Annotated in this window: 11 protein-coding genes; all 11 read right to left on the bottom strand. The window is 64.6% G+C overall.

Annotation, left to right across the window (positions count from 1 at the left end):
* Positions 1–39 precede the first annotated feature (39 nt).
* Positions 40–1,410, bottom strand: coding sequence for a sigma-54-dependent transcriptional regulator (locus NGM28_RS12385; protein WP_240064273.1), 1,371 nt, complete (start codon positions 1,408–1,410; stop codon positions 40–42).
* Positions 1,410–2,627 carry a sensor histidine kinase gene (locus NGM28_RS12380; protein ID WP_502943851.1) on the bottom strand — a complete coding sequence of 406 codons (1,218 nt, stop codon included), beginning with the start codon at positions 2,625–2,627 and terminating at the stop codon, positions 1,410–1,412. Before NGM28_RS12380 ends, NGM28_RS12385 begins: the two co-directional genes overlap by 1 nt.
* A gap of 204 nt (positions 2,628–2,831) precedes the next feature.
* The gene (gene fleQ, locus NGM28_RS12375; RefSeq protein WP_213657724.1) at positions 2,832–4,307 is read right to left on the bottom strand and encodes a transcriptional regulator FleQ; all 1,476 of its coding nucleotides are present in this window, start codon (positions 4,305–4,307) and stop codon (positions 2,832–2,834) included.
* A 167-nt stretch (positions 4,308–4,474) separates the two neighbouring features.
* A complete protein-coding gene (locus NGM28_RS12370; protein WP_213657725.1) occupies positions 4,475–4,771 on the bottom strand; it encodes a flagellar protein FliT in 297 nt (98 codons plus the stop codon).
* A 15-nt stretch (positions 4,772–4,786) separates the two neighbouring features.
* Entirely contained in the window at positions 4,787–5,182 is a 396-nt protein-coding gene (gene fliS / locus NGM28_RS12365) for a flagellar export chaperone FliS (RefSeq protein ID WP_011534915.1), read from the bottom strand.
* Positions 5,183–5,313: 131 nt separating this feature from the next.
* Positions 5,314–6,720, bottom strand: a complete 1,407-nt coding sequence (gene fliD / locus NGM28_RS12360) for a flagellar filament capping protein FliD (RefSeq protein WP_240064275.1) — start codon at positions 6,718–6,720, stop codon at positions 5,314–5,316.
* An 80-nt stretch (positions 6,721–6,800) separates the two neighbouring features.
* Entirely contained in the window at positions 6,801–7,160 is a 360-nt protein-coding gene (locus tag NGM28_RS12355; protein WP_011534917.1) for a flagellar protein FlaG, read from the bottom strand.
* A 72-nt stretch (positions 7,161–7,232) separates the two neighbouring features.
* Entirely contained in the window at positions 7,233–8,093 is an 861-nt protein-coding gene (locus tag NGM28_RS12350) for a flagellin domain-containing protein (RefSeq protein WP_011534918.1), read from the bottom strand.
* Between the two features lie 284 nt (positions 8,094–8,377).
* Positions 8,378–9,313 carry a ketoacyl-ACP synthase III gene (locus NGM28_RS12345; RefSeq protein WP_240064276.1) on the bottom strand — a complete coding sequence of 312 codons (936 nt, stop codon included), beginning with the start codon at positions 9,311–9,313 and terminating at the stop codon, positions 8,378–8,380.
* A gap of 288 nt (positions 9,314–9,601) precedes the next feature.
* Positions 9,602–13,138 carry a glycosyltransferase gene (locus NGM28_RS12340; protein ID WP_252090377.1) on the bottom strand — a complete coding sequence of 1,179 codons (3,537 nt, stop codon included), beginning with the start codon at positions 13,136–13,138 and terminating at the stop codon, positions 9,602–9,604.
* 138 nt (positions 13,139–13,276) lie between these two features.
* Positions 13,277–16,033 (bottom strand): glycosyltransferase family 2 protein, encoded by a 2,757-nt coding sequence (locus NGM28_RS12335; RefSeq protein WP_252090376.1) that lies wholly within the window; start codon positions 16,031–16,033, stop codon positions 13,277–13,279.
* Positions 16,034–16,051: the final 18 nt, after the last annotated feature.

Raw genomic sequence — 16,051 nt, 5'->3', positions numbered from 1 at the left:
GGAGTGCCAGCCCGCCCGTCATACATTCAAAACAGTTGGTCAGCCAAACAGGCTGGCTTCCACATCGAGCCCTGCATCACGCATCTGCGCCAGCTTGTAGCGCAAAGTGCGCGGGCTGATACCCAAGCGTTCGGCAGCCTCCTTGCGACGACCGCGCTCGGCACGCAAGGTGTCGATGATCATCTGGTATTCGTGGCGACGCATGTCGTCACCCAGCCCCATGGACTCAACCGCGCAGTCTTCGACCACTGGCGCGGCCCTGGCGGGAGCCGACAATGGAATGACGCCCGCCAGACAGAAATCCGCCGCCTCGATCACCCCGCCCTGCTGCAGGATCAGCGCCCGCTGCAGGGCGTTGTCCAGCTCGCGCACATTGCCCGGCCAGGCGTGCGCCTGCAGGCAAGCGCGGGCATCGGCGGACAGACGCACCGGCGCATGCCTCATCTTGCCGACATGCCGCGCCAGCAGGCGCTCGGCCAGCGGCAGGATGTCGCCCGGACGCTCGCGCAGGGCACGCCAGGCCAACGGAAACACCGACAGGCGATAGTAGAGGTCTTCACGGAAGCGCCCGGCAGCCACCTCGCCAAGCAGATCGCGGTTGGTGGTGGCCAGTACCCGGATGTCCAGGGCGATCGGCTTGCGCCCACCGACCCGCTCCACTTCGCGCTCCTGCAACACCCGCAGCAGCTTGGCCTGCAGCGCCAACGGCATTTCGGAAATCTCGTCGAGCAGCAAGGTGCCGCCATCGGCTTGTTCGAACTTGCCGGCCTGCGCGGCAATGGCCCCCGTGAAGGCCCCCTTCTCATGACCGAACAGTGTGGCTTCGAGCATGTTGTCGGGGATCGCCGCACAGTTGATCGCCACGAACGGCGCCGCTGCCCGTGGCGACTGCTGATGAATGAAGCGCGCCAGCACCTCCTTGCCGGTCCCCGACTCACCCGAGATCAGTACGGTGGAGTCGCTGCGCGCGACCCGCGCCGCCAACTCGAGCAGTTGCAGGCTGGCAGGCTCGCAGGCGACCGGCCCCTCTTCCTCGCCCACCTCGGGATGACCCGCTGCGTGTCGCTCCACCAGGCTGATCAGCGCCCTGGGCTCGAACGGCTTGACCAGGTAGTCGACCGCGCCCTGGCGCATGGCGTCGACCGCCCGCTCCACCGCGGCATGGGCCGTCATCAGCAGCACCGGCAGTTGCGGATGATGGCGCCCGAGTTGCGCCAGCAACTGATGACCATCCATGCCCGGCATGTTCACATCACTGACCACCAGGCTGAACGGCTCGCGCGCGACCGCTTGCAGCGCCTCCTCGGCCGAACCCACGGCAAGATGAGCGAAGCCGCCGATCTCCAGGGTGTCCGCCAGCGCCTGGCGCAACGTGCGGTCGTCCTCGACCAGCAGCACCTTGATGTCCATCAGTGCTCCCCTTTCGACGCCGCGGTGATCAATGGCAGGATCACTTGGGCACAGGTGCCACGGCCCGGCCTCGAACGTAGCCGCAATGCCCCCTGATGAGCACGCACCACAGCCTGGACGACCGCCAGGCCCAGCCCGGTACCGGTCGACTTGGTGGTCAGGAATGGCTCGCCCAGCCGTGCCAGGAGCTCGGCATCGATGCCGCTGCCGGCATCACTGACGCACAAATGCAGGTGCTGGTCGCGTCGATACAGGTGAACCTTGAGCCGCACCGCCCCCTCACTGGCCTGCACGGCGTTGTCGATCAGGTTGAGCAAAGCGCCCACCAGGGTGTCGCGATTGCACAGCAACTCGCCAAGGTGCACATCGCACTGCCAGCGCACCGACTGCCCCTGAACATGAACCTGCGCTGCCTGCTGCAACGCCTGGAACAATGCCTTGGGGGTCAGCCGATCGCTCAGCGGCAGCTCGCCACGGGCAAACACCAGCATGTCACGGACCTGGTGCTCCAGTTCGTGCAGGCGCTCCTTCAGGCTCCCGGCAAAGCGCTGCCGGGTATCGTCCGACAAGGTTTTTTCGCTGTCGGCCAGATGGCTGGCATAGAGCATCGCCGCCGACAATGGGGTACGGATCTGGTGCGCCAGCGAGGCCACCATGCGGCCGAGCGACGACAGGCGTTCATGGCGCGAGAGCTGGTCCTGCAGGCGACGGGTTTCAGTCAGATCGGTCAGCAGTACCAACTGCCCGGGCTCGGCATCCAGCGAGCGCGTGGCGATCGACAGGCGACGACCGTCACGCAGCGACACCTCATGGCCGTCATCCTTGCGCGGCGCGAAGCTGCGCGCGATCACCTGGCGCCAGAGCTCGCCAACCAACGGCTCGCCCAGCAGGTCGCACGCGGCCGGATTGGCCTCGCGCACATAGCCCTGCGCATCGATCACGATCACCCCGCCCGGCAGCAGGTCCAGCAGGTTCTGCAAACGATTGGCCACCCGCTCCTTCTCGCCCAGCTCCGCCATGCGCTGGGCACTGACCACCGCCAGCTCACCCTTGAGCTCACTGACGCGCGCCTCGAGCATGCTGTAGGACTCGCTGAGCTGGGAGGAAACCTGGTTGAACAGGGCGAACGCCTGCTCAAGACCCTGTCGGCTTTCCTGCTCGACCGGGGTGCGCCCCTGCGGATCGGGGACTCGGGACATGTGGGCGGCCTGGGGCATCGTGCTCTCTCGCGTGGCTGACCGTCAAAAACGGTGTATTGCCAGCGATATAGCAATACGCGTGCCGGAGGTGGCGAGAGACAACCGGGGAGCATTCGCACAGACGGCCGCGAGACCGCTGGCCACGGGGCTTTGCACCCCTTCGAAAGGTAAGGATATTGCATCCGCGGGGCTGTCCATAGCCCTCGACGGATACCGCAGGCGTCAATCCTCCGCCTGCTCCTCGCCACCCTGGCGACTCATGCCGTACTTGCGCATCTTCTCCACCAGCGTGGTACGACGGATACGCAGCCGCTCCGCGGCGCGCGCAACGATGCCATTGGCGTCATCCAGCGCCTGCTGGATCAGCCCCTGCTCAAGGCCGCCGAGATAGTCCTTCAGGTCGAGCCCTTCCGGCGGCAGCATGGCATGGCTGGCGAAGTTCGGCGTGTTGCCGTTGATCGCCACGCGCTCCTCGAGGTCGCTGCGCAGGCTGTCCACCAACTGCTCGTCCTCGTCATCGACATAGCGGAATTTCTTTGGAAGTTCCGACACGCCGATCACCCCATAGGGGTGCATGATCGCCATGCGTTCGACCAGGTTGGCCAGTTCACGCACGTTGCCCGGCCAGCCATGACGGCACAGCGACATGATCGCCGCCGAATTGAAACGGATCGAGCCGCGCTTCTCGTGCTCCATGCGCGAGATCAGCTCGTTCATCAGCAGCGGGATATCCTCGACTCGCTCGCGCAGTGGCGCCATCTCGATAGGGAAGACATTCAACCGGTAGTAGAGGTCTTCGCGGAAGGTCCCATCCTCGATCATGCTCTCGAGGTTCTTGTGGGTCGCGGCGATGATGCGCACATCGATGCTCTGGGTCTTGTTGCTACCCACCCGCTCGAAGGTACGCTCCTGCAACACACGCAGCAGCTTGACCTGCATGGGCAGCGGCATGTCGCCGATCTCGTCGAGGAACAGCGTGCCACCGTTGGCCAGCTCGAAGCGCCCGGCGCGGCTGGTGATCGCCCCGGTGAACGCGCCCTTTTCGTGACCGAACAGCTCGCTCTCGAGCAGTTCCGCCGGGATCGCCCCGCAGTTGACCGGTACGAACGGCGCTTCGCGACGCTTGGAGTGGTAGTGCAGGTTGCGCGCCACCACCTCCTTGCCGGTACCGGACTCCCCCAGGATCAGCACGCTGGCGTCGGTATCGGCCACTTGCTGCATCATCTGCCGCACATGCTGGATGGCACGGCTGGTGCCCACCAGGCTGCGGAACAGGTTGGGCTCGCGCTGACGGCCACGTTCGCGGGCCTGGTCGTACATCTCGCGATAGACCTGGGCACGGTGCAGCGAGTCGAGCAACTGGCTGTAGCTCGGCGGCATTTCGAGGTTGGAGAGCACCCGGCGACGCAGGTCTTCGGGGAACTCGGCAGAAGAAATTTCACCCAAAAGCAGAACCGGAAGGAACTCATCCCATCCAGCCACTGTCTTAAGGAGCCCCAGCACACTGGCTGGAGCATTCACGGTGCCGATCAGTACGCACAGCACTTCACGGCTCGAGCTCAACGACTCGACGGCTTGCTGCCAGTCCTGACTGGAACAGGACAGGTTTTCTTCGCCGAGGAAGTTCAGCACCACTGCCAGATCGCGGCGGCGGGCGCTGTCGTCATCGATCAGGAGGATTTTGGTTTCACGCCACATGCAATAGCAACTTCCCTAGTCATATCGGCGCCCTGAGGGCATGCTCGACATCATTCCGACTGAATGGTCAGTGTTCGGACGTCTGAAATTCGAAAACAGCCACTAGTAAAGTCAAAAAACCGCACACAGTCAAATTTATGGCGCGCTGGTTTTTACATCATCTGTGGTCAAGAGAACAGATGGTATACCTTTGCGGCATTTTCCGCCTGACGGATCTGCGTCATCTCGTCGACTATTGATTGACGCTCGCCACTTGCAATCTCGATCAGTTGCCGATAGACCCCCAGCAACTGCTCCAGGCTACCGCGCACCTCATCTTCGTTGATCGCCGCCTCCGCGACGATATCCTCGACGCAGACGCGGCACTCCAGATCGAGCTCGCCGATGGCGTCCCAGTCACGACTGGCCAGCGCGGCCAGCAAGGCCTCGCGGGTCTGTTCGATACGCTCGACTACCTCGCTCATGACATCTCTCCCGATTCAGGGCGTCGGCTGTTGATCGCCGATCGCATCCCAGCCTTCCTTGACGGTGATCAGCAGGCGCGCCACTTCATCGATGATCGCCGGATCGCTCTTTACGTTCGCCTCGATCAGGCGACGGCTCATGTAGGTATACAGGTTGTCCAGGTCCGCCAGGCTGTCGGCATGGTTTTCCAGGTCCAGCCCTTCACGCAGGCCGCCGATGATATCGATGGCCTTGCCGATCAGAATGCCGCGCTGGGCAATGTCATTGCGCGCGATCGCGCCCTTGGCCTGGGCCAGGCGGTCGAGGCCGCCCTGCATGAGCATCTGCACCAGGCGGTGCGGGCTGGCCTCGGACGTCTGCGCCGCGCCATTGACTTTCTGGTACTGCCGAAGGGCCAACATCGGGTTCATGGATCTACCTCGTTGCAGCGAAAAAGGTGCATATACCCTTGTATCGCCGTCACGTCAAAAAACTTTAGCCGTCAAACAATGAAGCCCGGGGCACCTGTTCGGTGCCGCCGGGCTTTGTCAGCAGCGATCAGTTACTTCTTCGCCTGGGCGTTGATCGCCTCGAAGATGGAGACGATCTGCTCGCCCTGCTTCTTCACCTTCGCCAGCGCCGCATCCAGGGCCGCGTACTTCTTGGTCAGCGACGCAGTCAGGGTCTCGGTGCGACGATCCAGGGCCGCCTGCTGGTCGAGCAGGCTCTTGGCCGCCTTGTCCAGGTTGCTCTTGCGCGAATCCAGCGAACCACCCGTCGAGTTGTACGGGTCGATCGCCTTGTTCATGCGCTCGAACAGGCCGTTGGTGCCGGTGAACAGCTGCTGGATATCCGGGCCGAGCTTCTTGTCGTTCAGCGCCGAGGAGAACTTGGTGCTGTTGAACTCCAGCGTACCGTCCTTCTGGGTGTTGATACCCAGCTGGCTCAGCGTGGTCAGCCTGTCGCCGTTACCGACTTCGGCCAGCACCTTGCGCACATCGCCCAGCAACGAACGCGTGGTCGGGTCGTTGGTCAACGGGCCCAGGCTGGTGACGTTGCCACTGGAGTCCTTGGTCGGCGTGGTCAAGGCCGTGACGGCCTTTTGCAGCGTGTTGTAGGCATCGACGAACGACTGCACCGACTTGCGCAGCCCATCGTTGTCCAGCGCCACGGTCACCTTGGCGCCGGTGGCCGCACCAGGAGCGGTAACACCCGTGAGCTCCAGGGTCAGGCCGCTGATCGCGTTATCGACCGTGTTCTTGGGGCTGGTCAGCTTCAGGCCGTCAATCGTGAACTCGGCATCCTGCGCTTTATCGGTGATGTAGCCTGCACCAGTACCGGAAATCTTCTGGGTGCCATCGATGGCCAGTTCCGGGATGCCACTGACGGAAATATCACTACCCGCGCCCGTGGTGGTGGAACCGAACACCAGGCGCGAACCACCCGCCTCGTTGATGATGTTGGCGGTGATGCCCTTGGCGCTCATTTCCTTGTTGATCTGGTCACGCACGCTCTGCAGCGTGGCGCCGCTGGCGACAGTGATCTTGTAATCCTTGCCGCCCTGGCTGATGGTCATCTCGCCGGCACTGATCGCCGAAGAGGCGCCACCGGCGAATTGCTGGCTGGCGACCTTGGAAGACGTGGCAAGCTTGTCGACCCTGATGTCGTAGGTGCCGGGCACCGCGGTGTTGCTCGACTTGACCTTGACCACGTTTTCATTCGCGGAAGTACCCGCGAAGGCGTTGAAGGAGGGAGCATCCTTGTCGTTGAGCTTCTTCATGGCATCCTGGAATGCCGTCAACGCGCTACGCAGGGAGCCGATACCCGAGAGCATCGCCGAGTTGTTGCTCGACTGCCGGGCAATCTGATTGGACTTGGCCGAGGTGTCGGCCTTCACCAACGCATCGACGATCTTGCCAATCTCGAGCCCGTAGCCCTGGCCCGTGCTTGGAATAATGGGGCTTGCCATGCTGTTGTCCCTCTCATCAACGCGTCAGCCCCACTCCTGCAAGGCTGACATGATTCACATCATTGGGTGTTCGCCGCCGGTCAGACCTTGGCGTCGAACAGAACACTTTTGACATCGCTGAGGCTGTGGGCGATACGCAGGGCTTCTTCCGAAGGAAGTTGCCGGATCAGCTCACCGGTCTCGCTGGCGATGACTTTGACCACGATCTTGCCAGATTCTTCGTCAGTGACGAACTCCAGATTGCGTCGGGTCTCTTTCAGGAATTTCTCGATCTCGGAGACGGCATCCTTGACCTTGTCGGTGGCATTCACCTTGACCGGGTCTTTTTTCTGCTCGCCATCCGGGGAAACCTCGGTCGACCGGGTAACCGGTTTCTCGGCAACCTGCTCGGCCGTACGTGCGGCCGGGTAAGACAGGTTCAGCTTGAGGCTCATATCCATGTCTACCACCTCACAATGAAAAGGCGGGGAAGCGCCCGAAGGGCACTCCCCCGCCATCAGCTATCAGGCAGATTAGCCCAGCAGCTTCAGGACTGCCGATGGCAGCTGGTTGGCTTGAGCCAGAACCGAGGTCGAAGCTTGCTGCAGGGTCTGCTGCTTGGTCAGCTGGGCAGTTTCAGCAGCGAAGTCGGTGTCCTGTACACGGCCACGAGCGGCTTCGGCGTTCTCGTTGATGTTCTGCAGGTTGTTGATGGTGCTGGTCAGACGGTTCTGGTTGGCACCCAGGTCGGCACGGGTGGCGTTGATCGCGTCCAGAGCGCTACCGATAGCGTCCATGGCGGCGCTGAAGGTGGCTTCGGCGGCGGTGCTGTTGGCACCGGTGATGCTCTTGCCAGCCAGAGCGGTCAGGGCAGCGCCAGTACCGGTGGTTTTCATGGCAGCGCTGAGGGTGATGGTGATCTGGTTGGCGGTACCGGTGTTGGAGCCGACCTGGAAGGTCATGGCGCCAGCGGAACCGTCCAGCAGGTTCTTGCCGTTCAGCTGGGTGCTGTCAGCGATACGGTCGATCTCTTTCAGCATCGACTGGAACTCTTTGTCCAGAGCGTCACGGTCGGTCTGGCTGTTGGAGTCGTTTCGCGATTGCAGGGCCAGTTCGCGCATACGCTGCAGGATGTTGGTCTGCTCTTGCATCGCGCCTTCAGCGGTCTGGGCGATGGAGATACCGTCGTTGGCGTTTTTGATAGCCATGGTCTGACCACGGATCTGCGAGGTCATGCGGGTAGCGATCTGCAGGCCGGCGGCGTCGTCTTTGGCGCTGTTGATTTTCAGGCCGGAGGACAGACGGGTCATCGAAGTGCTCAGTGCGTCGGAAGCACGGTTCAGGTTCTTCTGAACGCCCAGAGAGGTGGTGTTGGTGTTTACAGTCAAAGCCATGACGAATTCCTCGTTGGATTGGGTACTACGGCTTCCGGCCTTGGCAATTCGCCGGTTATGTGGCCTAGAGAACCTTCGTAATGGTTATCGTCGTCGGGGCAGTTTGCTTTAGCGCCTTTTGCGAATTTTTTTACTGGCACCCTGCCACCTCAATGAAATCAAGGCTTTGACGCCAGAAATCCATCACGCGAAAGGCCTTGCGGTAGAGCGATACGCCCCGAATCACAGGCACAAAAAAAGCGCCGACCGGATTGCGGTGGGCGCTTTCTTTAATGGCAAGCAGGTCAGTCGGCGCGCTCGATGATCGCCGAACCCCACGACAGGCCGACGCCGAAGCCACTGAGCGCCACACGCTTGTGCTGCGAGCCGAGCACGTGTTTCTCCAGCAGCAGCGGGATGCTCGACGACACGGTATTGCCGGTTTCGAGCATGTCCTTGACGAATTTAGCCCGGTGCGCACCGTCGTCGAAACGCTGGGAGACGGCGTCGACGATCGCCGCGCTGCCCTGGTGCAGGCAGAACAGGTCGATCTGCTCGGCGCGCAGCTGGCTCACGTCGAGCAACTGCTGCAGGTGCGCAGGCACCTTGACCAGGGCGAAGTTGTAGACCTGACGGCCGTTCATGAAGAACTTGCCATCGGTGGTGCGCAGGTGTTCGGCACCGGCGCCATCGCTGCCGAACAGCGACTTGCCCAGCTGCCAGGCAGCACCCTCGCCCATCCAGGTCGCGGTGGCGGCATCGCCGAACAGCATGGTGGTATTGCGGTCTTCGGGGTCGACGATCTTCGAATAGGGGTCGGCGGTGATCAACAGACCGTTCTTCAGGCCCGCGGCCTCCATGAAGCCTTTCATGGCATACAGGCCATAGACATAGCCGGAGCAACCCAGGGAGACATCGAATGCCGCGACTTGCGTGGACAGGCCCAGCTTGTGCTGGACGATGGCGGCTGTGTGCGGCAAGCCTTCGGCATCACCGTTCTGGGTGACGACGATCACCACATCGACACTGGCCGGATCGAATGCCGGGTTGGCGGCGAACAGCGCCTTGGCGGCCTCGACACACAGGTCCGAGGTTTCCTGGGTGCCATCCTTGCGCGGCAGGAAGGTCGAACCGATCTTGCCGAAGATGAAATCCTGATCCTTGCCGAATTTCGCGCCCTGGGCGTAGTTGTCTACCCCTTCAGTCGGCAGGTAACTGGCGATGCTTTTAATGCCAATCATATGGCTTCCCGTTCAGTAACAGCGAAGTAGCCACGGCGCCCACAACAGCAAAACGCCAGGGAATCCGGGGGTTTCCGGTCCCTGTGCGGTTTTTTCGGATGCGCGACGGCGGCTCCAGGTTTTCGACAATATAACAGTGAAGATGCGCGTAGTGACTCTGAAGTCACGCGCAATTTGTCGAATGGCCGGAAGTACGGCTCGAGCGGTCGCACACAGAGCGCCTCGGCGGCACTCGGCACAGGCGGACTGAACGAGGCATGCACCCTCGATCGGTCCGCCGCACGCCTCTCAGTCAGGCAGCCAGGCGCGTCGCCAGGCGTCCAGGCGCTCACCTTCGAGCAGCCACTGCGCGCGCACCGCCGCCTGCAAAGCGTCGCCCAGCGCAGCGGACGCATCACGGTCCGACAGGTGCAGGCGAATCGCCTGGAGCCAGTCGGCGGCCTGGTTGTCCACCCGCGACAGCGGCAGGGCATCGCCACCGGTGAAGCCCGGCACCCGGCTGCAGATCACCGGATGGCCGCAGGCGGCATGCTGCAGGATACGCATGTCACCGGAGCAGGCGTTGCCCAAAGACTGCGCCATGGGCACGAGCGCCAGGTCGAGGTTCAAGTCGGCCAGGGCCATGCCCAGCTGATACGGCTCGACCTGCGGACGTACCTCGCTGACAAACGGCCTGAGGCTGGCCGGGCACTCACCCAGCACCACCCATTCGACTTCACCGGCCAATGCCGGTACCACATCGGCCAACAGCGCATCGTCCTTGCCGGCCTGCCAGCCCAGCCGCGGCAGCGCGCTCACGCGCCGCTCGCCCTTCAGTCGCCCCCAACTGTCCGGCAAGCCCGCTTCCACCACCCGCACATCGTCGTGCTGCCCCTGCAGCAACTCGGCCAAGGCAGGCGTGGGCACCAGCACCCGGTCGACCTGCATCAGGCCGATGCGCAGGCGCTGCAACAGTTGCTCGGCATCGAAGTCAGCCGCCAGCCGCATTTGCGGCAGGTAGCCATCCAGGTCGTAGACCTTGAACGCCTGGGAGAAAGCACTCAGGCGACGCAACGCCTGCAGCCCGGCATCATCCAGAGGACGCTGCAGGACAACACTGGTGGGTGCGAAACGCTCCAGCTCCACGGGCGTCAGCAAGCCAGTGATGGCGGCGCCTTCGGCCTGGCCGCCCTCGCACAGCGCCGCCAGCGGATGAACCAGGCGCGAAAGCGCCTCGCCCGGCTGCTCGGATACGCAGGCCAGCACCCTCGTTGCCCTGCCCTGCAACGGATGCCAGCTCAGGTCGTTGCTGTCCAGGCCGAAGCCCTTGCCGCGCCGCAACGACAAGTTGCTGTTGTACGCCGGATCATGGGCCAGTTGCGCCAGCCAGCGCGCATACAGCGCATCCTCCTGCTCGGCACTGGCGTGAGCCGCCAGCGGCGCCTCCGACAGCAACCGCGCGTAGGGCGTGAAAACGTTCAGGTAACCGGCCTCGCGCAGGCGCAGGCACAGGTCGACATCGATCCAGGGCTCGAGCAGCGGGTCGGTGTCGAAACCACCGGCTTCGAGGAACAGTTCCCGCCTCAGCATCAGGCAACCGCCCCCGACCGCCGAGCAATTCTGATCGAAGCCAAGCCTGCCCATGTAGCCTGCGGCCTGGGCCGGCAATCCGCTGAAGGCGCCTGCGGCGCTCCCGCCCAGGCCCAGCACCAGGCCAGCCTGACGCACCGCGCCATCACCGCTGAGCAGCTTGCCCCCCACCACCCCCACTTCGGCGCGCTGGCCGTGGTTGAGCAATGCCGGCAACCAATCGCCATCCAGCACCGCGTTGCGCCCATCGAGCCAGACCAGGTATTCGCCACGCGCCTCCTGGGCGGCCGCATTGAACAGGGCCGCCCGTGGCTGGCCGGGCATGAAGCGCAGCACCTGGAAGCGCCCCTCGCCGATACGCTCGACCATCTCCAGCCACTCCAGCAAGGCGGGATCGTCATTGCCGGGCTCGACCAGCAGCACCTCGTACTCGGGATGGGTCGTCTGCGTCAGCAGGCTTTCCAGGCAACGCTGGAACTGCACCAACTGCCCATCGAGGTGGACCAGGATGCTGACCGATGCCTGGCGCGCGTGGCCATAGTCGATGCGATAGCCGCCCTCCTGCGCGATCACCGCTGCCTGGTCATAGCCCCGCATGCCCAGGTGCCGCTCGATGACCACGCGCTCGTCGTCACCCACTTGCGCGTGCCCGGCCAGGGCAATCAACAGTGGCTCGGCGACATGCCCTACGCACCCCAACCCATGCTCAGCGAGCAGGCCGAGCTGATAGCCCAGCTCGAAGGCCTGGCCATGCCCCGCCATGAAACCACCTGCTTGCAGCAGCGCATCGCGACGGTAGAGCCAATGGCGGGACAGACCCGCGGGATTGGCCAACAGCAAGTCCAGATTCAGGTCCGGGCGCAAGGCGATATCAACCACGCCGTCGGCCTGGCGCAGGCCTTCGTCGCCGTAGACCGCCAGGCAGCCCGGCGGGGCATCGAGCAGGTTCACCGCCATCGCCAGCAGGCCACTGGCGATCAAGGTCTCGCCCGCCTCGACCAGCAGGCACCAGCCCCCCGTGCTTCGTTCCAGCACCGCATTGATCGCCGGCAGCGGCTGGCGTGGATCACAGGCCTGCCACTGGACATTGACGCGGCCAGGGTCGTGCTCGCCCAGCACATGCACCTGAAGGTTGCGATACAAGCCGCGATCCAGGCTTTCCAGCGTATGCAGCAAGGCCGCCCGGTCACCTCGATCAAGCACCAGCACCGCAAGGCTCGGTGCCTGCGGCCCGGCCAGGCATTCGTTCAGGCGCGCCAGTTGCCCAGGCCGCGGGTAGCGTTGACGCAGCCAGTCGAGCATGCCGCGTCGATTGCCGGCCGCCTCGCGACTGGCCGCCGCCTGGGTCTTGGCGATGAAGGTGTCCAGCTGCTGCCAGAACGACGCCGTACGCTCCACATAACGCTGCAAGGCGCCGCCGACGCTCGCCCGGGCCCGCTCGAGCGCATCGGGCTGGTCGAACATGGCGAAACCGACACTGCCGAAGAAACTGGTGTCGAGCACCTGCTGGTCCACCCCGTACCCCGGCATGAAGATCACCGGGCAGCCGCACAGCGCGGCAATCACGCAGGTCATGGACCATTCGTAGGTGTACAGCACCTCGGCCCGACGGAATACATCGGCCAGCTCCGGCAAGGTCAAGGCATTGGCCACGCGCAGCAACTGGATATCGACAGGCAGTTGCGTGTAGTCGATCTGCTCGAGCGGGTGCCTGTTCTGGTAGAGGTAGGCCCCTTCGCGCACGGTGCCCGCTGGCGCGGCGGTGAACAGCGAGATGTCGAGGGCCGGCAGGCAAAGCAGGTCGACGTTGACATCGCCACGCGCCTCGGCCAGGCGCTCGGCGTAATAGAAGATCAGGTCGTCGGCCGTCGCCTCCATGCCCTTGCCGGTGATGAAGCTTTCGAAGTTCAGCATGTAGCGCGCCACCACCGAACAGCCGAGCGGGTTGCCGCTGGTCACCTCGGGGTAGATCGCGATCGGCACCTTGCCCTGCGCCAGGTGACGCTGGACGACCGCAGGATCGTGCAAAGGCGTCTTGAGATCCGGGTTGACCACATCGGTGCCGCAGATGTACGCCTCGCGCCCACTGAGGTTGAGCATATGGCAGAGGTAGTGCATCGAGACGATGCCGGACGAGGTGTCGCGGTAGGCGGGCGCAAGGAGGTAGTAAGGGTGCTCGGGCTTGGCAAACATCAGCCGCAGGCGTGACAACGCCTGTTCGAGCGAGTGAGCGTCCAACTGCGCAGCGTTCGACATCGGGTACGGACTCCAGGGTCAGGGCAAGCAGGGCGCCATCCGTGCGGCCTGACCGTACCTGTGGCGCCCTGTCAATAATTTGCCGGCATCAATGAAAAAGCCGGGCTGAGCCCGGCTTTTTTGCAATTAGCGCGCCATTCAATCCAGCTGCGCCAACCATTGCGGCCCTGCGCTGCGACCGGCATCGTGCACCGGCTGATCCAGGCGCGCGAAGCCCTGGAACGCCGCGGGCCAACGCTCGGCCAGCGCCGGCGCCAGGCCAGCCGCTTCAGCCGGCAGGCCACTGGCGAGCAGTTGCGCGCGCGGGGTCCACACCACCATCAAACCCAACTGGCTGACGGCCAGGCACAGGTCGATGCCCGAGGCCTGCACACCACCACAATGCTCAAGGGCTTCGCGGCTGAGCATCAAGCACTCATCGGAAACCGCCGGGCAACCGCGGACCGACAACGGCCATTGCGCCTTGGCGACCTGCTCGAAGGGCAAACGCTGCCACGGGGCATGGACCTGCGGCCCGGCAAGCAATTCATAACCGGCATGCACCAGCGTGCCGTCCGCCGCCCAGAGGCTGGCGCCGACAACACCGACTTCCGGGCGCTGCGCCTCGTTGAGCAGCGACTCGATCCATGCCGGGGTGATCACCTGGCAACGCTCCGACAGCAGCACCAGGTAGTCGCCCCGGGCCTGGGTGGCCGCCAGGTCGAGCAGCTGTGCCCGGGAGGCGCCGGCCTCGCCGGCCACCAGGCGCAGGCGACTGCCAAAGGCCTGGGCCAGGTCGGCCAGCGCCTCGGCCTGCTGCCCCGGCAGCGCCAGCACCACCTCGTAACGCGGGTAGCGCGTACGCTGGAAGATACCGGCCAGGCAGGCCTGCAGCCGCGCCTGGTCGCCCTCGCCCACCAGCAGGATGCTGACCAGCGGCGTGGCGCTGTGGCGGAAGTCGACGGTCAGCCCGGCAGCCCCTTGTCCACCGACCTGGGCGCGATAGCCCAGCTGGGTGAGGTGCCGATTGAGCACCTTCTGCGCTTCCTCGATAAGCGCCGGCGCAGGCTGCTGGCTGATCACCAGGTATTCGTCCATGTGCGCCAGGCTGCCCGCGCCGTGCTTCTCGACCAGGCGCAGCAACAGGTCGTATTCCAGTGCATGGCGATTGGACTCGCTGTACCCGTCCAGGTCGAGCACCGCCTGGCGACGCACCAGCCAATGCCGGGACATCAGCCCAGGCTGGCTGCGCAGCAGGTCGAGGTCGCTGCCTGGGCGGCGCACGACCAGCAGGCGCCCCTCGTCGTCACGCTGGACTTCGTCAGCGGCGATGGCCTGGCAGGCGGGCGCCTGGGCCAGCTCGACCGACAGGCGCAGCAGGCCGCCGGCCAGCAGCACATCGCCGGCCTCGAGCAGCATCAGCCACTCGCTCGGCAATTGCCGCACGACCTGGTTCAGGTGCGTCGCCCAGTTGCTTTCGGTGACCTGGATGAAATGCAGGGTATCGCGTGGCGTGGTGATCGCCGGTGGCTTGCCCGCCTTGAGCACAACCAGCTTGAAGTTGCGCACGCCGCTGGCCAGCAGGCTGTCGAACGTCGTCTGCAGGGCCAGGTCGTCGTGCTCCAGGTCAAGCACGACGAAGGCGATCTGCGGCGCCGGGTGGCTGGCCAGATGCTCAAGCACTCGCTGGCGCGCGGCGGCGTCCGGCGTGGCCGCGTCGATGGCGGCGAGCACGCGACCCGACGGCGTCCCGCCCAGCTGATCGCGCGTATCGATGCCGGGCACCTCGCCCAGGCGTGCCATCCAGTCGCTCAGCTCGCGGGCCTGATTGACATTGTCGTCGGCGGTCAGCGTCGATGCCAGGCGCTGGCACGCTTCGAGATTGAACAGCCCCAGGCGCATTGCCTGCCAGTAGCGCAGCTGCAGCGTCTCGGCGGTGTCGTTGGGGTGCACGATCAACAGGTCGCGCTGGCGAACCCAGGCGCCTTCCAGTGCATGCTGGTGGCGCGCGCCGGTCGGCCAGGCGTGGCAGAGGAATTCCAGCGCGTTCAGGCGCTCGAACAGCGGGCCATTGTAGTAAGGCATCTGCACGCACTGGCGTGGCTCGAACTCGCGCTCCGGCGCGTCGCTGATGCTTTTCCACGGCGAGGTGAACAGCAACGGCAGCGCCCCTTGGCTCCAGGTGTCGCGCACGAAGCGATTGAGCGCGGTGAAGCCATCGTCACTGGCAAAGGCGCCCTGCTGCTCAGCATCCCACTGACGCAGAATCCGCACCACCTGAACCAGGCGCTCTTCGCGCTCGGCCTGGGTCAGGGTGTCGGGCAGCGCCTCGCAGACCACGTCGGTCTGGTCGAGGTGGGCGACCTCGCCCTGCAGCAGGATCGCGCAGGCCAAGGCCACACACCATCCGGCAGGGTCCAGCCCTTGCGGCAACCCGGCCAGCGCCGCCTGCAGGGTCGAGACACGCAGTACCGCGCGCCAGGCCTGCTGTTCGGCGCTGGCGTAGTGGCGCAGGCGCTCCAGCGCACCCTGCCCGGCCTGTGCGGCGAACGGCGTGCCGACCTGGTGATAGCTCAGCTCACCGTTGCCGACCGTATAGGCCAGGGCATGCCCCTGCGCGGCCACGGCCTGCGGCTGGGCTTGCAGGCAGCGGGCGGCATTGTCCAGCGCCGCTGCCAGGACGAAGTCGGCATCCAGGGCCAGGCACACGAACGGCGTGCCGACCTGCGCCACGGCCGACGCCAGGCGCTCGCCCAGTTGGGCACCCGACTCGCTGCCCTGCACCGGCTCCAGGCCAAGGCACGGCACCCCGGCCTGGCGATAGTAGTGGAGCGCGCGGGCGCGGTGATCGGCCTGGTCATGCCCCAGCAGGACAACGGTCACTTCGTTACGCGAGCCGATTGCAGTTTCGGTCATAAGGCACCTGTTCAGATT

Origin of the sequence: Pseudomonas sp. MWU13-3659, assembly GCF_023757525.1 — a bacterium.
Taxonomy (GTDB): domain Bacteria; phylum Pseudomonadota; class Gammaproteobacteria; order Pseudomonadales; family Pseudomonadaceae; genus Aquipseudomonas; species Aquipseudomonas entomophila_E.
Note: the sequence above shows the minus strand (reverse complement) of the source record. Positions and strands in the feature narration are given on the sequence as shown.